This window comes from Methylomusa anaerophila (assembly GCF_003966895.1).
Lineage (GTDB): Bacteria > Bacillota > Negativicutes > Sporomusales > Sporomusaceae > Methylomusa > Methylomusa anaerophila.
The window spans coordinates 3,210,313-3,232,783 of record NZ_AP018449.1; the positions used below are offsets into that span (position 1 = coordinate 3,210,313).

General features: G+C 38.9%; 25 protein-coding genes and 2 pseudogenes. 24 read left to right on the plus strand and 3 right to left on the minus strand.

What is annotated here, in order from left to right:
• Positions 1-161 precede the first annotated feature (161 nt).
• From MAMMFC1_RS14410 to MAMMFC1_RS14420, 3 genes are read left to right on the plus strand one after another with little or no spacing between them, the layout of a single operon-like run.
• Positions 162-1,106, plus strand: coding sequence for a phosphoribosyltransferase-like protein (locus MAMMFC1_RS14410; protein ID WP_126309160.1), 945 nt, complete (start codon positions 162-164; stop codon positions 1,104-1,106).
• Complete coding sequence (locus MAMMFC1_RS14415; RefSeq protein ID WP_126309161.1) at positions 1,099-3,039, plus strand: ORC-CDC6 family AAA ATPase; 1,941 nt, start codon at positions 1,099-1,101, stop codon at positions 3,037-3,039. The genes MAMMFC1_RS14410 and MAMMFC1_RS14415 overlap by 8 nt, the downstream gene beginning before the upstream one ends.
• Positions 3,036-3,830, plus strand: coding sequence for a hypothetical protein (locus tag MAMMFC1_RS14420; protein ID WP_126309162.1), 795 nt, complete (start codon positions 3,036-3,038; stop codon positions 3,828-3,830). Before MAMMFC1_RS14415 ends, MAMMFC1_RS14420 begins: the two co-directional genes overlap by 4 nt.
• A gap of 192 nt (positions 3,831-4,022) precedes the next feature.
• Here MAMMFC1_RS14420 and MAMMFC1_RS14425 read toward each other — a convergent pair whose 3' ends face one another.
• From MAMMFC1_RS14425 to MAMMFC1_RS14435, 3 genes are all read right to left on the minus strand, one after another.
• Positions 4,023-4,823 (minus strand): ExeA family protein, encoded by an 801-nt coding sequence (locus tag MAMMFC1_RS14425; RefSeq protein ID WP_126305554.1) that lies wholly within the window; start codon positions 4,821-4,823, stop codon positions 4,023-4,025.
• Positions 4,823-6,106 (minus strand): DDE-type integrase/transposase/recombinase, encoded by a 1,284-nt coding sequence (locus MAMMFC1_RS14430; protein WP_126305553.1) that lies wholly within the window; start codon positions 6,104-6,106, stop codon positions 4,823-4,825. Before MAMMFC1_RS14430 ends, MAMMFC1_RS14425 begins: the two co-directional genes overlap by 1 nt.
• A 91-nt stretch (positions 6,107-6,197) precedes the next feature.
• Positions 6,198-6,776 (minus strand): DUF6431 domain-containing protein, encoded by a 579-nt coding sequence (locus MAMMFC1_RS14435; RefSeq protein WP_126305552.1) that lies wholly within the window; start codon positions 6,774-6,776, stop codon positions 6,198-6,200.
• Between the two features lie 283 nt (positions 6,777-7,059).
• Between MAMMFC1_RS14435 and MAMMFC1_RS14440 the strand changes: the two genes are divergently transcribed.
• From MAMMFC1_RS14440 to MAMMFC1_RS14540, 21 genes and pseudogenes are all read left to right on the plus strand, one after another.
• Entirely contained in the window at positions 7,060-8,136 is a 1,077-nt protein-coding gene (locus MAMMFC1_RS14440; RefSeq protein WP_126309163.1) for an HsdM family class I SAM-dependent methyltransferase, read from the plus strand.
• Positions 8,137-8,496: 360 nt separating this feature from the next.
• Positions 8,497-8,910 (plus strand): annotated as a pseudogene (locus MAMMFC1_RS14445) (transposase); the annotation flags it as partial.
• A gap of 74 nt (positions 8,911-8,984) precedes the next feature.
• Positions 8,985-9,305, plus strand: coding sequence for an IS66 family insertion sequence element accessory protein TnpA (tnpA, locus tag MAMMFC1_RS14450; protein WP_126308041.1), 321 nt, complete (start codon positions 8,985-8,987; stop codon positions 9,303-9,305).
• Complete coding sequence (gene tnpB / locus MAMMFC1_RS14455; protein WP_126308039.1) at positions 9,299-9,649, plus strand: IS66 family insertion sequence element accessory protein TnpB; 351 nt, start codon at positions 9,299-9,301, stop codon at positions 9,647-9,649. Before tnpA ends, tnpB begins: the two co-directional genes overlap by 7 nt.
• A gap of 80 nt (positions 9,650-9,729) precedes the next feature.
• Positions 9,730-11,277 carry an IS66 family transposase gene (gene tnpC, locus MAMMFC1_RS14460; RefSeq protein ID WP_126308037.1) on the plus strand — a complete coding sequence of 516 codons (1,548 nt, stop codon included), beginning with the start codon at positions 9,730-9,732 and terminating at the stop codon, positions 11,275-11,277.
• Between the two features lie 89 nt (positions 11,278-11,366).
• Positions 11,367-12,149 (plus strand): annotated as a pseudogene (locus MAMMFC1_RS14465) (IS256 family transposase); the annotation flags it as partial.
• Positions 12,150-12,282: 133 nt separating this feature from the next.
• A complete protein-coding gene (locus MAMMFC1_RS14470; protein ID WP_197723825.1) occupies positions 12,283-12,465 on the plus strand; it encodes a DUF255 domain-containing protein in 183 nt (60 codons plus the stop codon).
• A 148-nt stretch (positions 12,466-12,613) separates the two neighbouring features.
• Complete coding sequence (locus MAMMFC1_RS14475; protein WP_126309164.1) at positions 12,614-12,952, plus strand: AbrB/MazE/SpoVT family DNA-binding domain-containing protein; 339 nt, start codon at positions 12,614-12,616, stop codon at positions 12,950-12,952.
• Entirely contained in the window at positions 12,945-13,178 is a 234-nt protein-coding gene (locus MAMMFC1_RS14480) for a type II toxin-antitoxin system RelE family toxin (RefSeq protein ID WP_126309165.1), read from the plus strand. Before MAMMFC1_RS14475 ends, MAMMFC1_RS14480 begins: the two co-directional genes overlap by 8 nt.
• A gap of 465 nt (positions 13,179-13,643) precedes the next feature.
• On the plus strand, positions 13,644-13,976 hold the full coding sequence (locus MAMMFC1_RS14485) for a nucleotidyltransferase domain-containing protein (protein ID WP_126309166.1): 333 nt from the start codon (positions 13,644-13,646) through the stop codon (positions 13,974-13,976).
• The gene (locus tag MAMMFC1_RS14490) at positions 13,966-14,355 is read left to right on the plus strand and encodes a HEPN domain-containing protein (RefSeq protein WP_126309167.1); all 390 of its coding nucleotides are present in this window, start codon (positions 13,966-13,968) and stop codon (positions 14,353-14,355) included. Before MAMMFC1_RS14485 ends, MAMMFC1_RS14490 begins: the two co-directional genes overlap by 11 nt.
• 62 nt (positions 14,356-14,417) lie before the next feature.
• Entirely contained in the window at positions 14,418-15,506 is a 1,089-nt protein-coding gene (locus MAMMFC1_RS14495; RefSeq protein WP_126309168.1) for a plasmid pRiA4b ORF-3 family protein, read from the plus strand.
• 565 nt (positions 15,507-16,071) lie between these two features.
• Entirely contained in the window at positions 16,072-16,845 is a 774-nt protein-coding gene (locus MAMMFC1_RS14500; protein ID WP_126309169.1) for a helix-turn-helix domain-containing protein, read from the plus strand.
• Between the two features lie 222 nt (positions 16,846-17,067).
• A complete protein-coding gene (locus MAMMFC1_RS14505; protein ID WP_126309170.1) occupies positions 17,068-17,544 on the plus strand; it encodes an MAE_28990/MAE_18760 family HEPN-like nuclease in 477 nt (158 codons plus the stop codon).
• 313 nt (positions 17,545-17,857) lie between these two features.
• Complete coding sequence (locus MAMMFC1_RS14510; RefSeq protein WP_197723826.1) at positions 17,858-18,040, plus strand: DUF255 domain-containing protein; 183 nt, start codon at positions 17,858-17,860, stop codon at positions 18,038-18,040.
• 340 nt (positions 18,041-18,380) lie between these two features.
• Positions 18,381-19,367 carry an RDD family protein gene (locus MAMMFC1_RS14515; RefSeq protein ID WP_126309171.1) on the plus strand — a complete coding sequence of 329 codons (987 nt, stop codon included), beginning with the start codon at positions 18,381-18,383 and terminating at the stop codon, positions 19,365-19,367.
• A 370-nt stretch (positions 19,368-19,737) separates the two neighbouring features.
• Positions 19,738-20,055 (plus strand): type II toxin-antitoxin system Phd/YefM family antitoxin, encoded by a 318-nt coding sequence (locus tag MAMMFC1_RS14520; protein ID WP_126309172.1) that lies wholly within the window; start codon positions 19,738-19,740, stop codon positions 20,053-20,055.
• The gene (locus tag MAMMFC1_RS14525) at positions 20,012-20,353 is read left to right on the plus strand and encodes a type II toxin-antitoxin system RelE/ParE family toxin (RefSeq protein WP_232035467.1); all 342 of its coding nucleotides are present in this window, start codon (positions 20,012-20,014) and stop codon (positions 20,351-20,353) included. The genes MAMMFC1_RS14520 and MAMMFC1_RS14525 overlap by 44 nt, the downstream gene beginning before the upstream one ends.
• Before the next feature lie 483 nt (positions 20,354-20,836).
• Complete coding sequence (locus tag MAMMFC1_RS14530; protein ID WP_126309173.1) at positions 20,837-21,385, plus strand: hypothetical protein; 549 nt, start codon at positions 20,837-20,839, stop codon at positions 21,383-21,385.
• A 50-nt stretch (positions 21,386-21,435) separates the two neighbouring features.
• On the plus strand, positions 21,436-21,702 hold the full coding sequence (locus tag MAMMFC1_RS14535; protein WP_126309174.1) for a hypothetical protein: 267 nt from the start codon (positions 21,436-21,438) through the stop codon (positions 21,700-21,702).
• A gap of 184 nt (positions 21,703-21,886) precedes the next feature.
• Entirely contained in the window at positions 21,887-22,288 is a 402-nt protein-coding gene (locus MAMMFC1_RS14540; RefSeq protein ID WP_126309175.1) for a hypothetical protein, read from the plus strand.
• Positions 22,289-22,471 lie beyond the last annotated feature (183 nt).

Here is a 22,471-nt window from a genome sequence, read left to right on the forward strand (position 1 = left end):
GATCAGATTTCAGCCGAGACAAGAGTTGATATCTTCAGGCAATTAAACAGTTTGAAAAATATATTGCTTCTTAATATGGTTTTACTAATTTGGGGATTGCAATGAATGCGAAAGAAACGACGTGAAGCTTTTTATTTGAATAGATATGGAGATGTGTGTCAATGACTGAGGAAACTATAAAGTTACATATCAACAAATATAAATCATATGTTGATTTTATGCTGTCACAGCAGCAATGGTCGGGACTTACAAAAGTTGAAGTTGAACAATGGCTGAGTAATTTTCGTGATTTGAACCTTCAAGAAAAGTATTTAGTCTACAAACTACTTACAAATCTTATTTACTACTCAGAAAAGGATGTTCTTGATGCTTTACGAGAAGGTATATTTAATTGCTTATTTTACGAGATTGTCTTAAGCAAGCAGATTTCAGCTGATTTCGGACTCAGCCAGCAAGCTCTTTCAAATATAATTAGAAATGAGCTGCGAAATACTTGTTTTATACCGTTGTTAGATAGTAATTCTCCTCATGAAAGTGGAAACTATGTAACAAGGCTTCTTGTACAACAAGGATTGATTCATACTGATCAATCTATGTTCCTTGATAAAGTTGTTTCTGCGTTCCAATCAAGAGTTTTTTCTCATTTGGTAATTGTAGACGACTGCGTTGGTAGTGGGGATCAGCTCCGTACTTTTTGGAATGAAGCCCAAGTGTCGGTAGAGAATAGACCTGTATTGTTAAAGACATTTTGTTCCGATAACAATATCAATGCAAATTATCTTACACTATTTGCTTATGACCAAAGCATTGTTACACTTAAGCAAGAATGCCCAAATCTTAAAATATGTTGTGTTCGTACCTTAAGTGATATGCATAGAGTTTTTTCGGATAGTTCGTATGTTTGGGCAAGCGAAGCTGAACGACAAGCAGCTTATGAATTGTTTTCTGGTTTAACAACGAATAATGGAATTTCTCTTTATGGATACAAGGGGCTAGATTTTGCTTTTATTATGCATCAAACTATTCCTGATTGGACGCTTCCGCTTCTTTGGCAAGAAAATGCTGACTGGAAATTGTTGATGAGGAGGAAAAATTCAGATGCTTAATCAATACAATCCATTTAAAGACAACCGAACTGAACAGATGAGAGATCTGTGGAAATACTATGTTCCTTTTCCAGGATTGGATGGAGCCGGGAAGCCGATAGTAGTTGAAGGCGGGCGAGGAAGCGGAAAGACAATGTTTTTTCAGTGTAATTCATGGAGACAAATTCTGTCCCAAATAAGAAAGAGCGAACAACCGACTAGCTATTTATTTGATAAATACGACTTTGTTGGAATTTATTATCGAGTTGATACGACGTTTGTCTCTTCAATGCGTAATCGGGAGGAAACAGATTGGAGCTCAATATTCGAAACCTATTTAAGTATTTGTGTTTTGCAAGAAATACTTGAACTAATTTTAATTGTAAGAAATGACATGGCTATAGATGAAACAGAAATAAATAATTTTGTTGTAGATTTCTCTAAAAGGCTAAACCCTAATAGCCGAGTTGATACTTTGTTAGAGTTTCGACATGAAATAGATCTTTATTTAGATGCCATTGAAGATAGAATTAACGGTCTAGAAAATAATGATTCATTTAAAGTCAGATGGGTAAATGCCCATCGAATAATTAGAGATATCTGTATTGCCTGCAATCGGATGCTGAAAAGAGATATCTTATTCAAAATTTTTGTTGATGAATATGAAACGCTTCAAGACTATCAGCAAAAAATCATCAACACTCTGATAAAACACAGTACTTTACCAGTTATATTCAATATTGGATTACGACCACAAGGAATGAGAACTAATGAAACGATTTCTGCAACTGAAACAATAGAAGCTCCACATGACTATGAGATGTTGACACTAGGAATAGAAGGTTCAGCAATTTATCCCAAAATTCTCAAGGAAATATGCAAAAAGAGAATTGCTTTAGGTAAGGAACAGGGAAAAATCCCCAAATCGGCGCCTGAAGAAATTGAGTTTTATTTAGGTTCGTATTCACTTGAATATGAGTTGGAGCGAATTAATCGTTTCCCTTCATTACTTCCGCACTTAAAGAAACTGCGATTGCTAATTCAAGAGATTGGAAAAACAGAAGATATTCCTAAACAAAAAATTGAAGAATGTGTCTCTATTCTGTGTGACCAAGCTCCCAGTTTAAATTCCCGTTTGCACTACGCGCTTTTGTGCAAAAAAACACCGTTTACGCCTACTTTGTGTGAATTATATGAAGCTTATTCTTCAAATAGCAAACGCTATAATGACTGGATGCATAACAGAAAATTTGGTCTCATTTTTTTGCTGTGCAAAGAAGCAAAGAAAGAAAAAATGTATTATGGTTTCGAAGTATATACTGCGCTTTCATCAAATATTGTTAGATACTTTTTAGAACTTTGTGAACAAGTTTTTCGTATTGCATTTTTATCAAATTATTCATGGGATACGATGATTGTTCCGGAAATCCAGACAGAAGCTGCACGTTATGTGAGTGAATATAAGGTGGTAGATATTGCTGGATATGAGCCTTTCGGAAAAGAGCTTCGGTTATTTATTCAATATATTGGACAGATTTTCTACAGACTTCATACAGCAGAAAACAATACATTAGGGGAACCTGAGCCAAATCATTTTAATACGAAAGACTTATCATTGTCCAATCAAACTAAGCGTTTAATTTCATCTGCAATCATGTGGAACGTATTGCAAGAGGGAGAACCAACAAAAAGAAAACAATCAAAACTCTCACCAGAAACAGTTGATTACTATATAAATAAAATTTATGTTCCGTATTTTGGAATTTCGTATAGAAATCAAAGAAAAATTCAGTTAGATGTTGACATCTTGAATCAACTACTAAGTGGAGATGAAGGAGAAGCTAAAGCTGGATTTAGAAACTTTTTCAAGTTAAAAGAAGACCAACCTGTTATCAGTGAAAATCCTACCCATCAAGTTTCTCTTTTCGATTTTGGGCAAGGAGGTGGCGTATGATTCGTGAGGAATATTTGTTTGAAGATATTGCTGATTATTTATATAAAAGCAATGATTTATTGATTGCTGGAATGCCGAGCACAGAAGAAAGAAGTAGCTTTTTTAAAAATTTATGGACTGATAGATGCAAAAGTGTTCTGCTGTTGAAAAGATTAGATGATGGTAATATGTTTTTTCAGTTGTGTTGTGGGAAAGATGTTGTGCAGCAGAACACGGTTGATTTGTGTATTGCAACATCTAGATTGTTACGTTATTTAAACGTCGATGAAAAAAATGTCTTATTAGATATGTCTAGTTTGGATCATGTACTTATAATGTTTTTTACAAAGCAATTTTTAACGCAGGTAGTTCCTAAAACACTATTTGCTGCATATATTCGTCCCAAGCAGTATAGTCAACAATCAGGTAACGTTGGTTTTTCGCTTTGTGATCAAGTCCTTGCAGTAAATTCGGTTCCTGGATTTGCAAAACGCGAGAGTGGAAAACAAACGCTATGTTCTTTTTTGGGCTTTGAGGGAATTAGACTTAAGAGTATTTTAGAGTCAGTGCATAATGTTGATAAGTTTATTCCAGTAGTAGCCTTTCCTTCGGGTGCGCCTCAATGGTATAATGTAACAATGTGGAATAGTATGGATACATTGCAAAGTGAGAATCGAGATTACGCTATTCGAAAATGCTTTTCAGAAAGCATATTTGAAGCGGTCAATCTCTTACAGCAAAACATTCTGCACGATGAAAAAGTCGTTTTAGCTCCACTAGGAACACGGGCTCATTCAATGGCATGTTGTTAATTTGCAAAATAAATCATCCGTGATATAGCAGAATAAAAGAGCCGGAAATTTGGTCTAATTTACAAACCAAGAGGAATCATGCAGCAGAGCAAAAAGCGGTTTTGCAAATTGATACAACGTGAGTTTGCCCATTCATTCATCCGCAGAAAAAAGCCCGCAACAACGTGGTTGCGGGAAAATAGAGAAGTAAAATCACAATCCGGATTCCGAAGCGACTGCGAAAACGGCCTCGTCATCAATTAATTCAAGTTTTTTGGCACAGCCGTAAAGCAAGCAATTGGTTGCCAGATTGTTAATCAAGCGAGGAAACCCACGAGAACGTGAAGTAATGGCCTCAATGGCCTGGGGAGAAAAAATATCATGAAGAGCGCCAGCCAACTTAAGCTGATGCAGGATGTAGTGCCTGACCTCATCTTTCGAAAGGGAATTCATCTGATAACGCATCACCACCCGTTGGGCCAGGGGCTGATTGTGACTTAACCGTAACCGTTCCATAAAATGAGGAAGGCCAACCATAATCAGTATAAACGGATTGGCAGAATCCATCGCAAAATTGAACAACAAGCTAATGTCGTTTAAAAACTGATTGGAGACCATTTGCATCTCATCCAGAATGAAAACCGGTGTCATCTTTTGGTTGTGAAACAGATGAAGCGTGGCCTGCTGGATTTGAGCAAACAGGTCGACCTTGCGAAACTTCGGCTCCTGTCCTAACCCTACGGTCAACCCCCTGTAAAAGTCAGATACGGTGACAGTAGACAAGGGAAAGTAGATGGCCTTAAACAACGAAGGATTGAGCGAGGCAGCGAAATTTCTCATCAGCGAAGTTTTTCCTGCGCCAGCCTCGCCAATCACAACGCCCATACCGCGAGTCGACTTTAAATATTCCAGTCTGGCCGTGCCTTCGGAGAATCCTTGCGAGGAAAAGAAGTGTTTGGTTTCAAGCTCTTTGCGAAAGGGCACCGACGAGAGAGAATAAAAGGATTGGAACATCACACATCCTCCTTTTGGCAGGCCAGTAAACTGCCAAAAGAAATCGCAGTCTCTTTGGGAAAGTCCCTGCGTTCCCGTTTGACTTGGGAGTTGTCCCGAAACGATACCGGCGCAGCCACACCTACCTGGATGTCATTGTCATAGATATAGACTTGCTCGGGCGACTCCGGATCATAGCGTACTTCAATCCGTTGCCCGACTAGCTTGGCCGGGACTTCAAACAAACGGTTTGACAGCGTGATCGTTGCGTCGTGCTTCACCTTACGGTATTCCCGCTTAAAAAAGAGTCGTTCCAAAGCATAGGGATCCGTATATAATCGGACAGAAGACGGCTGTGACAAAAATAAGTCAAAAGGAGACATGTCCAGTGCGGAATGCGGTTTGCGATTGTAATCGCTCTCCAGCCACTTCCAAAACTGAGCATTTAAATCATCCAGGGATTTAGGCATATTGTTGGCAAGGAGCGGGTAAAAACGACGGCGCACTGTGCCGAAAAAACGCTCAATTTTTCCTTTGCTCTGCGGATCATAAGGCTGAGTATGAGTCAGCGTAATACCAAGAGCGGCGCAAGCTAAATGAAGCTCCCTGGCATGATACACCTTGCCGTTGTCAACATAAATCATCTTCGGGACACCCCGGCGGAGAATGGACTCTTTGAGCACCGCTTTCATGGGACTAAACTTCTCCGTAAACGAGAACTGAGCAAAAGGAACCAGCCGGGAGCAGTCGTCAATAAAGGCGAACAAATGAGTTTTGAGCTTCTTGCCGCCAATCGTAAGGTAAGGGCCAATGGACATATCGCCCTGCCACAGAATATTCACCTTATCATAACTAAAGCGTTTGCGTTCCTTTAATGCTTTCTCCTCCGGCCATAAAAGCTGTTGTGATTTTAAGAGCCGGTAAACGCTGTGGTAAGACACTTTGTCAGGAGCCAACACCGTGTTCTTAACCAGCTTTTCATAAAACAGCACAACAGAAAGCTCCCTGTTTTTCTGACGCGAAGCAATAATCTGCTCCTTTAGCTCTGGTGAGATCACCCGGCTTCTCCCGCGGTCAGAACGGCCTTTGGGTTTTAAGGCCACAAATCCGCCGCGGCGATAATCGCGGAGCCAGCCCTCCAGAGTTTTCGGTGCAAATTCTTTGCGGCCATAATAGGGGACCTCATGGAACTTGGCGCAGATTTCGGACAGGTAGTCTTGTTTAGAATCGACTTGATCATTCAAAAGCGGGGCGATCAGCCCATAACGAAATAGAGCGACTTGCTCGCGATCTTCATTTGTCAATGAACACACCTCCGGTAAATGGGGAGGCTAGCCGGCTAACCTTGTACAAAAGCCATCATACCGCAACTTTCTGACCTTCGCCAGCGAAAAGTTATGTGGGAACGCACTGGTTTACGCTCAGATAGAACCTATGGTACAATGAATGTGCCATAAAAGTATGTTTGTAGTGTTGATGAAACCTTTGCGAAAGGGTTTCGGCTGTGGGGACAGTTAACATACAAACCATTTTTGTGGCTTTTTCTTTTACATCTTGCGGAGTGACTTCAGGCCAGCCCTGGTCGCGGAAAAACATCTCCAGAAATAGCAAGTTGCCATGGAATCGTCTTCGATAAAAGCGCAGTAGGGCTGAACAAATTCTTGACGTGGTTGCCTTGGCAAGAAAGATTTGTTGCAACGCGGTCACAATGAACTCCAGTGAATACTGGAAATAGGGCAGTGCAAAGGAAGGCAGCATCGATATCGTCAGTTTGCACGTTTTGCAGTAGAACCTGGCTACCGGAATCCGTTTTTCCCATTGCTCATTCAAGATATTGCGCCAATAGCTGCCATGCCGATGAATCGAGTGAACGGCTCCGCAGACGGGACACTTTTCCGGTCGAACAATTTCTAATGCCTGAAATCGGGTAATGTATTGCGTAATAGTTTCTTTAACTGTAATCAGAATCTGCAAAAAATCCGCTCCCGTTGCTGTTGTAATGTGCAATATATTATAGCAAATTGGAACGGATCTGAAAAAACGCTTCGTCCGTATGATTCTGCAATATTTTCCCCGGCCAAGGATTAGATTTTTTGCAAGCTAACAGCATGTGCAATCTTTGCCTGCCAGCATCCAAATACGCGAATAATTTATGATTATGTTATAGAAAGCAATCAGCGGGCAGTAGGCATTGCGAATATAACGATTTATCATCTCTCGTCTTTTTTAAATACATAAATAAGAAAGGAGTGCTACTGTGGTCGATTACAGCAAATTCTACACACCGCCAGAGGTTGCGGATCTCTTAGTTAAACAATTGAACATTTCTGCACCTTCTAAGATTGTAGATATTTGTTGTGGGAGTTGCAACCTTTTACATGCAGCGGGTAAACGATGGGGTAAAGCGAGTCTGTTTGGCATTGATGTTATAAAGCATACAAGTACAGATGTAATATGTGTACAATCTGATGGGCGAAAATTTGCACTTGAGCATACATCTCAATATCCCCTTGTGTTGGCAAATCCCCCTTTTGACTTTGGTGCTTCAAAAAAAGAATATTTGGAATTATACAGTAGTATTCCAATAGGATATAACACCTCACGCCTAGAAATAGAAATGTTGTTAGCTAATCTTCGACTGCTAGCGGAGCAAGGCATATTAATGATAATTATGCCAAGTACCTTTGTCACTGCTGAAAGCCATTATAGAATTCGAGCGTATCTCGGCCAGGAATTTTATATTCAAAAAATAATTCATATGCCAGATGAAATATTTGGTTCTGCAAAAATTAGTAGTTGTGCATTAGTAATTAAACGTGATAAATCGCAACGTCGATATACTAAGCGTTTCTATGTTGCTATTGAGAACAATAAATATTCTATTTTAAAGCCAACAAATATTCCCCAAAGTCTAATCAGAGATGGAAAATGGGATGGTACTCTATTACCAGATTCAAAAACTATTAAACTCACTTTTCGCCGTGGAAACATTTCTAGTCAGTTTTTTCAAGATAAGGGGGTTCCTATATTACATACTGCAAAAATACAATATCCTTGGGAGCCGTCCATACGTTATGTTGCTACGTCCAATGAAATGATGGTTTGCGCAGAATCTGGGGATATTATTGTAAGTCGAATTGGAAAGTCTGCGGGACAATGGTATAAATACAACGGGCCTAAAGTTTTGATTTCTGATTGCCTTTACGTCATAAAAGATCCAGCAGGAGACGTTGCCCGAAAATTAAATGGACAACAATATTCTTATCCACTAAAAGGGGTTGCTACTCGCTATATTACAATGGCTGACTTCAGTGCATGGCTTGAAGCGCTCTAGAGGTCAGTGCACAGGATACAAGGGGACGGTTTGTTTTCCTTGAAGATGGTGTATTGATAAGTGAAAGAAGGAGACAGGTTAGTTCAGAATAAAATTTGCTTAGCAATAATCCGACAAAAATAAAACACCGCAAAATAATAGCCCCATCAACTGGCTATTATTTTGCGGTGTTTTTATTTGACGATAGGAAATATCATTAGCAGTTGATCGGCTGATGGAAACTTACTATATAAAATCTAAAAAAGAGATAACGTATAATAAATTGCGCAAATTGAAAAAGACATAAAAAAGGACAAGTTTGCAGTCCGATGGTAAAATGAAGTCACCACAACACCATTTACCGAAAGGGGAATTGCAAACATGTCCAAGAAAATTATACAGTTGAATGAGGAAATCATCAAGGGAGAGCTTAAAGAGCTGGTACGCAGTAGCGTAGAAGAAACACTTAATAATCTGTTAGAACAGGAAGCGAAAGATCTAACTCAAGCTGCTAAATATGAACGAACAGAAAGCCGTCAGGGCTATCGTTCTGGCCACTATGACCGGGATTTAACAACTACTTCAGGCAATGTTACGCTAAAAATGCCAAGACTCAAAGGTATTCCTTTTGAAACAGCCATCATCGAAAGATACCGTCGACGGGAAAGTTCTGTAGAAGAAGCTCTGATCGAAATGTATTTAGCCGGAGTCTCCGTACGACGGGTCGAAGATATTACAGAAGCGCTTTGGGGTACTAAAGTGTCTCCAGGGACCATCAGCGAGTTAAACAAAAAAGGGTAAGCGTCAACCAGTCCCCACGTGGTGCTCACGCACTAGCCCTGAGATAATAATCTCGGGGGGATTGAAAGATGAAAACGAATAATCGGAAAACCTTTACGGACGTCGAGAAAGCAGCCTTGTTAAAATCTTATCATGACAGCGGCAAAACGAAAAAAGCATGGTGCAAAGAAACCGGCGTTGGGCTAAGTACTTTGCATCGCTGGTTACGTCCAGACAAAAGTCCAATAAGTCCTCAACTTCTGCCAAACTGGATTTCTGTAATTTTAACGGCTCCAGTGCCATCAAAAGATCTTGAAATTCATGTTGGCAAGTGCACCATCCCCATTGATCGGCAGACCGATTTGAATTTGCTGGCTGGCGTGCTCAAAGTTCTGGTTGAAGTATGCTGAAGATAGTAGATCAAACGCCGGTATTCTTAGCCTGTGGTGATACCGATATGAGAAAGTCCATTAACGGCCTCAGCGCCATCGTCAAAAATACCTTTCAACTCAATCCTTTTGACAAAGCCTTCTTTGTCTTCTGTAACCGCCAGCGCAATCGGATTAAAATACTGACCTGGGAAGATAATGGCTTCTGGCTGCATTTGAAACGCCTGGAGAGAGGTCATTTTAAATGGCCGGCAGTCGGTGAAACCACTACCATGATCCTTTCGGCCGATGAACTGTGGAATTTAATCCAAAGTCCTGGATTAGAGCAAAAGCTGCGTCGCACACAGGTGTTGGCAGGTCGATAAAGCCGCGTAATTCCTGGCTTTACACCTCGTTTTCTGGTATAATGAAAGAGACAGAACTGGACGGGAAATGAGGATTCTTTTTGAAAACACAAGCACAGTTAGAAGCAGAAAATGCGCAATTAAAAGCGCGCGTTCAAGAGCTGGAAGTATTAAATAAATGGTATGAGGAACAACTGAGACTGAATCGCCAAAAGCAGTTTGGTTCCTCGTCCGAAAAAAGCCAACGCGATGATTTAGCCCAACTGAATTTGTTTAACGAGGCGGAAGCGGAGCGCCAGCCGTTTATGGCGGAGCCGGATACGCAAACCATCAGTAATCAGCGCCAGAAAGGCAAACGCGGCGAATCAATCAAACACTTGCCGGTAGAAGTCATCGAATATACACTGCCTGAGACGGACCAAGCTTGTCCTCAGTGCGGCCAAGAGCTGCATGTCATGAGCAAGGAAGTTCGCAAAGAATTGACGATCATTCCCGCCAAAGTGAAGGTGATTGAGCACGTAAGCTATGTCTATAGCTGCCGCAATTGTGAAAAAACCAATATTGAGACGCCCGTTATCACCGCCGCAGCGCCCAAGGCGCTGCTACCCAAAAGCCTGGTGTCTGCTGAGTTTTTGGCCTATATTATGAGCCAAAAGTTTATCAATGCGATGCCGCTGTATCGCCAGGAGCAAGAATTCAAGCGATTAGGCGTTGTACTTTCCCGCCAAAACTTATCCAATTGGGTTATCAAAGGCGCGGGACTATTGGATCCTCTTTTAGCCATACTGAAGCAAGAGCTGCTCGCCCGGCCAGTGCTACACGCCGATGAGACCACGCTAGAAGTGTTGTGTGAACCGGGCAGGCCAGCGCAAGCCGATTCCTACATGTGGGTATATCGGACTTCTGGCGATACGAATCGCCCGATTGTGCTCTACGACTATCGTGAGGGGCGCAGCGGACAATTTGCCAAGGACTATCTGGCGGGCTTTACGGGCTATCTCCACACCGATGGTTGGAATGGCTATCACAAGGTCGAAGATGCGGGAGTTACCTTATGCGGTTGCTGGGCCCATGCGCGGAGAAAATTCAAGGAAGCGTTGGTTGGCGCAGGCACCAAGCAGGCCGATAGTCCGGAAGGTATAGGTTTTGCCTACTGCAATCAACTGTTTGCAGTCGAAAAAAAGGCAGAGCAAATGACTCCGGAAGATCGGCATGAGCTAAGGCAAAAAGAAAGCAAACTTATTGTTGAAGCTTTTTATCGATGGGTAGAAGCCTGCTGGGCCAATACCTTGCCGCAAAGTTTATTGGGCAAGGCGCTTACGTATGTCCAAAATCAGCAGAAATATTTGCTGGCCTTTTTGGCCGATGGCCGTATTGAACTATCGAACAACCGAGCGGAACGGTCGATCAAGCCTTTTGTCATCGGTCGCAAAAACTGGTTGTTCTGCAATACCCCTGGCGGAGCAAAATCCTCTGCCGCTATATACAGCCTGATTCAAACAGCCATGGAGAACAGTCTCAATCCGCAGGCTTATTTGGAATATGTCTTTAAGCAGATTCAGCAGCAAAACGATATCGATGTTGGAAAACTGCTTCCTTGGGCTAAAGAAATTCCCGAAAGCTGCAAGATGCTGATTAATGGATCATAGTCTCACCCGCGCGCATCACCTGGTACTTTGCTTTAGCGTACATCAGGTGATTTTTCATTTCCAGGTGGTGCTGCGTTGACGCTTACTAAAAAGCGTATGTCCACATTGAAACATGGCGAAATCGCTCTCTTCAGGGCGGTAAATATCCTTATGTTTACGTAGATGGAATTTACCTGAAGCGCAATTGGGGCGGCGAATACGAAAACGTAAGCATCCTTGTGGCTATTGCAGTCAATGAAGACGGCTATCGTGAAGTCATTGGCGCTGCAGAAGGAATGAAAGAAGATAAAACAAGCTGGCTGGAGTTTTTTCAGAGCCTGAGGGGGCGTGGGTTGGCCGCAGTTAGGCTAATTATTGGTGACAAATGCCTGGGCATGTTAGAAGCCGTTGGCGAAGTATTTCCCGAAGCCAAATATCAACGCTGTAGCATTCATTTTTATCGCAATGTTTTTTCTGTTGTAGCACGGTCTAAAGTCAAAATCGTAGCCAAAATGTTAAAAGCAATTCATGCTCAGGAAAGTAAAAAGGCAGCCCGAGAAAAGGCATTGCAAGTAGTGGAAACCTTGCGGGAAATGAAGTTAAAGGAGGCTGCTGCAAAAATAGAAACTGGCATTGATGAAACCTTAACCTATATGGAATTTCCTTTTGAACATTGGACAAGAATTCGAACCAATAACGCCATTGAGAGATTAAATCGGGAGATTCGGCGTCGCACCAGAGTCGTCGGGACCTTTCCTGACGGCAATTCTGCTTTAATGCTGGTCTGTGCTCGTCTTCGTCATGTAGCCGGAACACAATGGGGTAGTAAAAAATATATGAATATGAAACATCTGGAAATAACCGGCTTTGAGTCGGATTCTATAGCTGGCTGATCTTATTTCCATCTGACTGCAAACGAATTTGCGCAAAACTCTTGACGGTACCTAATTATCTATAATCTAACGTATGTAAAATCACCCACAAGCAAATCCTAAATGGTAGCTATGAAAAATGAGGTGATGGTAAGTGACGACGGAGCACGTTAACCACCTGGCGAATGAAAAGAGTCCATACCTATTACAGCACGCGCATAATCCGATTGACTGGTATCCGTGGGGTGAAAAAGCATTTGAGAAAGCTTTGATGGAAGATAAGCCGATTTTTTTAAGTATCGGCTATAGTACGTGCCATTGGTGCCAGGTTTGTTAAAGTAACAAGTTTTTTACGAGATTACAATATATGTATTCTTAGAAGCTCTAGCAATCGACTTGGAGCTTCTTTTGTGTTGATCATTCACAATTTGGGGATTATATCATATAATAAGAAGTAAGAAATCTTACTTCTTACGGAGGGCGACATGACCGAGTATAATGTGACAATTAGTAGTAAGGGGCAAATTGTTTTACCCAAGGAAGTTCGGGATCAATTTAAACTATCAAATGGTAGCAAGGTTAAAGTCATAGTGGATGGAGATACGATTGTGCTTAAACCCCGAAGTATAGCAGATGAATTGCAAGAGCTTGTTCTGGCGGACATAGTGAAAGATGGTAAACTGGTAACACCGGAAACCGTTAAAAAATATCAGACGCAGTTAAATAAAGCGTTGGACCATATGGTGGCGGAAGCAGAGCAAGAGTACAATAATAAAGAATATGTGTCTCTTGCTGATTTAAAACAGGAAAACAATCATGTATGAGTTGGTTGTTCTTAATTCTGCAGCCAAGCAACTAAGTAAATTTGATAAACCAGTTCGAAATAAAATAATTGCAGTGCTCGGAGAGATAGCCGCGAATCCTTTCATTGGAGATCGGTTAAAAGGAGATTTAGCAACACTATATTCTTATCATCTGAAAGCGGCGGGTGTTGAATATCGAATAGCTTATCAAATTAAAGAGCAAGAAGTAGTTGTCATCGTTATGTAGATCGGAACGCGAGAAAATTTTTACGAAGAACTAAAAAAACGATTTTAAATAAACGGTTCTAAGGGCATAGGATGGTATGTGTCTGGTAGTTTGCTTGCATTAGAGGGGTGACAGTTTATAGAAATGTCGGCTAGTGATTTAATTATAAAGGGAATATATTACATTACCTATACTATATCTGGTGATTCTGATTCACGTTTAAATAGACATTGGTTAAATTATTGACGGATGTATGTTTAATGTTTCGCGGCATGTACTGGAACATGAAAATGCCTATGGAGCCAGTAAATTCAAGGAGTTCTGTTTTTGTTCCATTTTGTCATGACAGTGGTGCCAGGTTCATTAAAGTAACAGGTAATCCGACTAGTTTAGCATTATTTTAGAACTGGCCGGATTATTTTTAATTGGAATTTATAAACAATTTATAGCTGTGTTATAATATAAATATGGAAGGGAGTGACGGGCGTGAGTAAGCAGACCAATGTCAGAGAAAATCTTGAAAGCGTAATTCGTGTTATTCAAAATAGTATAGATGTGAAAAAGATATATTTATTCGGTTCTTATACAGATAATACGTATACTGATGATAGTGATCTTGACTTATGTATCGTCGCTTCTTTAGCCGGTTTACGCAAAATTGATATTTTACGTAAGATAAGAAAAGCGATGATGCAGGATGTAGACATGCCGGTTGATTTGCTAGTATATGATGATGATGAATTCAATGAACGCGTAGTTTCAGCAGCAACCATGGAGCATAAAATTGCCCATGAGGGAGTACTCTTATATGAACAATAATTTGGTTGCGCAAGAATGGTTTCGCTATGCTAAGCAGGATTTAGATTCGGCTATTTATTTGCAAGAAATGCAGCCAGTTCCGGTTGAAATTATTTGTTATCATTGTCAGCAGAGTGCGGAAAAATATTTAAAAGGATTTATTGCTTTTCATGGTGGAGCAATTCAGCGGGTTCATGATTTAGTGGCTTTAAACAAGACCTGCATGAAATATGACGAAAATTTCATGCAGATCAGGGAAGAATGTTTAAATTTAACTGATTATGGAGTGCAGGCAAGATATCCATTTAGCTTGGAACTAAACGAGACCGATGCTCATTTAGCTGTTAAAAGTGCAGAGCAAGTACAGGCATTTTTAAAGGGAAAGATAAACATGACATAAAGAAATAGGCTCTAATCTTGCTAGTGGATTAGGGTTTATTTCTTTATTTGATGGAGGTTAGAATGCTAATTCAATGTACAAAAAAACTTCTTGAAGAATTAAAAATAGAACCTGTACTAGTAAATACCAGTGAGCCGGCATTATTTTCATGGCATGCTAACTTAATTACTGTCAATCGTAAAAAAACAGTGGTATTAGTGAACGACAGCAATCATTATGTCATAGTACTCTATGGGATAAAAGCGAGAAACTTTAAAAATCTTGATGAGCTTATAACCTTTAGTATTAGGGAAACCTTATTAGCTGAGTGTATGAAACCTGAGCTGGTTGAGAATTTTACTCAACATTCGCCGGTAGTTACTTATGCTAAAACAAAAGACCGGTCAAGTGTTGCCAAAATGAACAAGGCTTGTGAAATGGTATATTGGCATGCAGATGAATTACAGAGTAATATGGTTATTCAAAGCTCTGTTAATCGACGGGTGAGTACTCATCTTGTAGGCATTGGCAAAGGGGCTTATAAACATCCTAATGAATGCTTATATAAAGATCTGGAAAATTTTACGGGAACTTCAATTTTTGACTGTCAGGCAGTGGAGCTAATGATTACCCTTGAACTTACCGACTATAAAGTTTGGCGCAAGGTGGTTGTTCCGCTACATTTTACTTTTCTGCAGTTACATCATATATTACAGATACTCTTTACTTGGCAGGGTTGTCATTTGCATGATTTTAATGTTATTGACAAGGATAAGGCAATCACCAATATCGTGTGCGGGGAAGATGCCTTTGAATATCCTAAGGACATTCCCATGATCAAGGAAGCGGATTGTAAATTATCCGAATACATTCCTAAATATTTAACAATACAATATACTTATGATTTTGGTGATGATTGGCGACATTGGATTGAAGTGGGTAATGTAATCGAAACCTATCCACATAATTATTCGGTTTGCGTAGAAGGGGAGGGAAATGCTCCACCCGAGGACGTAGGCGGAGAACCGGGATATTACGATTTTTTAGAAATAATAGCTGATCCCAAACATCCGGACCATAAGGAGATGATAAACTGGTCTCAAATGCAGGGATATCAGAATTTCAATATTGAGCTTATAAATCACAAACTTAAAGGTTATGGAAATCTGTAATCGACTAGGAAGTGCCCATTGTAATAGGACATAGGTAAAATTTCTGATTCACGCTATTAATAGACATTGATCAAATTCATTGACTAAGGTTTATATAAATGTATTGTGGCATGTTCTGGAACAAAATTATGAGGGCGTAAAGCCAGGAATCATATGAATTATCAACAATTTAAAGTGGCACGTTATGGAACTATCTAATGGCATGTACTGGAACATGAAAATGCCTATGGAGCCAGTAAATTCAAGGAGTTCTATTTTTGTTCCATTTTGTCATGACAGTGGTGCCATGTTCATTAAAGTAACACTTTATTTCCAATATGTTGTATGAAAAGCGAAACTCGGAGTGGTTAAAAGCCATATCCGGGCTATCTTTTTGACCGAAAGGGGCTGTTTGCTTCCAAACAAGTATCCTTTCTGGATACCATGTGGAAATTTGATAATTAGTAGGCGCCATTTCTGGCCTAATAGCAGAGACGCTTGATGTAGGTATGTCTCTATAGTACTTGATATTAATGTAACGTTGCGTTACAATAATATCAAGCTATTATTTATTGGAGGGTTCCCTATGGATATTAAGGAAGGACTATTCCGAGAGAATTATCTATTTACACGGGAAGATATTTTAAAATCATTAGAGTTGTTTATTGAACACGAAAGATTAAATGAAGAGTCCGTCTATTCAAGCGAAGTTGTAAAAAACAGAATTAAACTATGTGAAAAATTTGTTGCGGCAATAAGAAAATGCAAACTTCCGATCTTAACAGAACTTTGGTGGTATTATGAATATCAGTTTTTAGAGAATAGCATGGAGCTGAATTTATGTCAGGCTGATGAGATTGAAGTTGAAAATGATGAAATTAGTAGCATGACCTCATCCGTAGAACACACTTTAATCACGGTTGAATGCGATTACCTTACAGTGGAGCAATATGCCGCTATGCATAATGTAGAATCTGTTACCATAAGGCAATGGATAAGACGCGGGAAATTAAGACATGCCAAAAAGAATGGACGCGATTGGTTGATCCCTGACACTGAAGATAAGCCCCGGCGTGGTTTTAGCAGTGTGCAGTATATAGTAGAAAATGAAGCAAAAATTGAAAGTGATGAATTTCCGTTATTAGCGGTATCCGAATCAATTTTTATTGTTCAAGATAAAAATAACAAAAATAAGTTCATTTGTTATCTTAATAATTATAAAACTAAATTTAACAGTAATATTGAACTGACCAGAAGTGAAGTTGAACGACTGGAACATACTATTATTGAATCGGGAAAAGCGAGAGTTGAAGCGAATATACAATACGTCCCATATATTATTAGAGATACGGAAGGATGAATAATCGGCGTGGATTTCTATAAGGTACATAATAACCAGGAGTTTGGTCTTTTATGGGAAATGTATAATTTATAAAGTAAAAAGAGGCGGACTCAATGGAAAGATGACAATAACCCTATCCTCTTAATATCCAAAAGATAATTGCGAAACCAGAATTGAATTTGATTCTAGGCCAAGGAGTGGATTTTATGTCCGAGACTCAAAAAACTTTGAAAGCGCAGGTTGACAAATATAGACAAGAGATCAAGTCAGATTGATTTAATAAATAAGCAAAACCTATCAAAGAATGAAGTAATTAATGAATTATTTGCCTTTTCACAAAAAACAACTTTCCAATTCCTCGCAGGAAAGCAGAGCTTTAAACAGAGATGTGATTTTTCAGAAAAATTTACAATGGCATTTTTAAAACCAATAAAAATTGACCCCAAACTTTTGGATACAAAATCAAATTTAAGATTTGAAGTACTTGAGGAATTTTTATCGTGGTTTAACATAAGTATTACTCGATATAAACCATATAAACATGATGTTAATCAACTAGTAAATGTTCGAAATGCAATAGCTCATGGTGAAAATAGTATAATATTAACTTATTTTGATTTGGAAAAATATATTAAAGTAGTTAATGATTTATTTGATATAACAATATTGAACATACATGAATATTTACTTAGTCAAGGATATAAAAAATGTAATTAGGTATCAGGGGACGAGATTATTGACAACAATATTACTGTGGACTGAAAATTCTCTAAATTAACTATTGTTTTAGAATATTATATTGCCTGAGGATTAATAGTAAAATTGACTTTTGAAAGAATAATCATATATATAATAAATTCCAACCAGTAGTCTCGATATTGCTGGTTGTTTTTCTTTTTCTTGACTTACCACAACATACCAACTAAAATAAAAATAACATCTAACAAATAACGACTATTAATTATATAACGTATGTAAAACCACCCGCAAGCAAATCCTAAACAGTAGCTATGAAAACGAGGTGAAGCGAATGTCTGAGAAGCACGTTAACCACCTGGCGAATGAGAAGAGTCCATACCTATTGCAGCATGTACATAATCCGATAGACTGGTATCCGTGGGGCGAGGAAGCGTTTGCCAAGGCGAGAGAAGAGGATAAGCCGGTATTTTTTAGTTGTGGCTATAGTACGTGCCACTGGTGCCATGTTCATTAAAGTAACATCAAATTTAGCAAAAACATCGTCGAATTTTAGATAATCTTGTCATATTTGTATCAATATGGCAGGGTTATTTTTATATATATAGAAGACTATTGATTAAATCGAATGTATAGACGGTTAAAAAGCGAAGTTAAACCTGGTGGAAAGGGGTAATTTAATTGGAAATAACAGATTATCCTAGATCAGGAATGTCTTATGGAAATGAAGAATGACAAGTGGTGCACAAAAAAACAGGATCAGTTAATTAAGTACTTCTGGGTTAGTCAGACTCACGTTGTTATTTTTAAGAACATTACTTGATCAAGTTTCACGAGAGAAAGGAGAGAATATTAATATGGAAACACTTACAAGTGAAATACTTGGATATAGACCCATATGTGGGGTTTGGAGACGGCTTGCAGCTCTTTTCATTGACAGTATTGCCTTGGGGTTATTAGGAATGTGTCTTGGCACAATCTTTGGTCAACAGTTCGCTTTGTTAGGAGCATTAGGACCTTTGGTAGGGTTCAGTATTAGTGCTTGCTATTTTGGAATAATGAATAGCTATTATTGCAATGGACAAAGCATAGGAAAGAAGTTACTCAAAATATGTGTGGTTACTGAAGATGGCGAATTGATTAGTATGAAAAGATCAATTGTCCGGGCGGTAATCTTAAGCGCCATTGTATGTAAAGGCTTATCATTTGCCACAGTTCCGATAATTGGCCAACTTATTGATTGGATAATATTAATGATATTTTTTGGAACAGTTTATTTCTATATATTTAATAAAAAAACACGGCAAGGTATTCATGACATAATATGTGGAACATATGTATATAACGTTACTGCCCTAAACACGCCGATTTCTGCAACTGTTTCAAAAATGCATTATATAATCTGTTCAGTAGTTTTAATAGTTTTTACTCTCGTTTCCTATATGACTATGGCTGCAAGTCAACAGAATGAACTTTTTTCCATATATAAGGAGTTAACTAAACTAGATGGGGTATATGCTGCAAAGGTAGATTATATGACAGCAAAACATGTTTTTAACATTAAGACCGGGGTAGTGGATGGAAAGGAATCAACAAGGTTAACAGCAAGTGTTTATGTACATAACATACCAATAAATGCAGAGGAGCTGAAGGACAAAGTTGCAAGGGTTGTTTTGGAGAATTATCCGGCACCACAAAATATCCAAACTGTAATGGTAAATGTTTACTATGGGTATAATATAGGAATTGCAAGTAATTACGCAGTTTCATGGTCATCCGCCCCTATACAAAAATGGAAGGAGAAGTTACATATATTCCTTTATCCGCATGTTTTCCATAGCTAATACTTCTGTAAAAACCAAGCGCTTTATGCTCTCCGGCATGTTATGGAAGAAAATCCAAGAATGTACGGAGCCAGTAGCTATATGGGCTGACGAGCAATCAGCATGGCATGTCATGGAGTGACTTTAGTGGCATGTACTAGAACAGAAAAATGCCAATGAACCCAGTAAAATCAAGGTGTTCCACTTTTGACATGACAAAGGTGCCGGGTTCGTTAAAGTAACATCGGGGAAATTACATATGAACGAATAAAGAGATTTTAATCGGATTAAAATCTCTTTATTCGTTGATTTGATAAGACGCTTTGTGATATATTATTATTAAGGTTATCAATTGACTATCAAAATTAACAGAAAGGTAGAGTGAATAGAGATGAAAACGATAATTCGCCCATTAACCGACCTTAGTAAAAACATGACTGCTATAGATGAGTACGCTGTGAAGAAGAACCTTCCCGTTTATATAACTAAAGGTGGCTCAAGTTATCTTGTCGTCTTAAGCCATGAGCACTACGAGAAGCTACAGGAGGAAATCGCTTTTCTGAAACGTCTTGCCACTGCGGAAGCTGAGAGTCGTCGTGGGAATTTGATTGATGTTGACGACTTGGAAAAAGATCTCGACAAAATCATATTGGAGGAAGCCCGCTATGACGATGGAGGAAAATCAGTCACCGGAAAATTTGAAAGTTAAGTTTACCCCAACCGCTTCACAAGAAGTGAAGGACATCATTCGCCAACTTGCGAAAGAGAGTCCCAAAGCGGCTCAAAATGTGCGGGAGGCACTTGTGACAAAGACAAAACAAGTGCTTACACTTAACCCCTTTCTCGGGCGTCCGCTGTATGAATATCCTGAATATGAAAAGAAAGGCGTTCGTCGTTACCTACCTCTAGCGCACTATTCCATATTGTATTTTGTGACAAATGACACAGTGGAAATATGGCATGTTTGGGATAATCGTCGTAATTGGACAACTTTATTTGAAGATTAAAAAGGTTGCTTGGATTACCATAATGTTACATGATGTGTATTTATATTAACCATACTGTTTCAGGTGCTTCTAAGGGTTCTGGGTAATTCTGATTCACGCTTTAATAGGACCATTGGTCAAATTATTGCCTAACGTCTATTGATGTTCAGTGGTATGTCATGGAGTAATTTTATGAGACCGCAAAGCCAGATAAATACTGGCTTTGGGAGATATATAGTGGCACGTTATGGAACGATTTAATGGCATGTACTAGAACAAGGAAATGCCTATGAAGCCAGTAAAATCAAGATGTTCCACTTTTGACATGACAAAGGTGCCATGTTCATAAAGGTGATATTTTAAAAACACTAACAAGTCCATTGAAAGAAAAAGATAGCCAGAACCTATTAAATGGTTCTTGGCTATTATTTTTTAAAGGGTTTTTAAAAATTTACAAAGAAATAATATTATGTTAAATTTTGGTTTCTGCTAGGATGTGGTTGAGTGTTTAAACTAGGTTTCTATAGAAACGACGAATTACAGGAGTATTATTACTCCAACTTATATAATGTGGAGCAAAACAGTAATTATAAGAGATTGGTCATTGGATTGGATAAAAGCCATATTGATACAATTTTAGATTTTACTTCCGTACTTAGCGAGCCATTTTACCTGTTGTATGTTCTGCATACTCCGCGCACTTGTAATGAGCCAGGAAGATATCAGAGTGGGGCATTTACCTTTGGAGAGATTAGTAAACTACTTAATCAGTTCAAAAATTTCTTTGAAAATGATGCACGCCATGATATGTGGATACACTCTCCTAAAACCAATACAACAATTGTATATGACCGACACAATCGTATCTTCTTATACGGTTTTACAAAAGAGCACATGCATATTATCGAAAGAAAAGGCTTAAAAAAAGAACCTGTTAGTATTCCTATTCCTCATGTACATAACTATAATACTAAGTATGATAGCGCTGAGTCTAAGCTTCTCAATGAGTATCAATGGAATATAACGCCGTTACACGATGAAGATCGTCAATAGAAGAACTGATGGCATTCATTATTAATCAATGTAGAAATGGAGGATTATAGATGTTTACCTTTTGGGCAATGATTGTAATTGCAGCCTATGGCATACTTTCTGGGATAATCATCATATCTACAATTGTCGTTTTGGGCCATTTTGATTTATTGCCAAACCAAGCAGAACTAGTTGGAAAAGCTCTGCTTATCTGGGGTGGCATACTTCTTGTTTACTCATATGTCCTGCATACTTTAACAATGTTTATGCTACAGCCTCTTATTAATTTTACTCGAAAGAAAGTCAGGGAGTTACCTTATACACGTCGCTGGAGGTAAGTCAAATAAAATATGCACGCAATTAAAATTATATTGGGAAGTATGTAACTTAGAGATACGAGAATCGCTAAGGCTCTACGGTACGCTATGCAGACGTTCTGGTGTAAAGGGTCAGAGTTATTGACAACCTATTTGCGTAGAGGCGAATCCTTTTCCCTTTGACACTTCCGAAAGGTAGAGATGTATGCGAATCACATTTGAAAAACAGAGAAATGGGGCATTAATTTATCTTTATTTTAGAGAGTTTGATGGTATTATTGTAGATACCTTAACTAATATTGTAGGAAAATTACTTTTGGATGCCAATAATCATTGGATTGGTGTACAAGCATGTAATACTACGATTGAGGGAGGGATAATACGGCTTCCTCAAATGAAGCATCCCTATATTGTGCAGGAAAAGGAAAGCTTTTCTCAAAACGAAAGAGAACTAATAGCACTCTTCGATACAAGTGTCCAAATAGCGAAAATGAATGCAATTTTATGCAACGTTGATTTCAATAATGTCAATGGATTGCAGGGGATAGAAATTATAGCAGACAATTTTGATGCTAGAATGGATATTGCTAACCGTCTTATTAAATAATAAAACCACAAGACAGTATGTACTTTTCTAGTGTTTTTGTTATATGAGATAATATATTCCTATATCTACACTACCCCAAGTGCCTCTAGGGGTTCAGGGTGACTCTGACTTACGATCTACTTTGGTCAATTTGTTGACTAATGTCTTTGGGAGTTTGCCGCTGCAATTCAGAAATGAATTTAA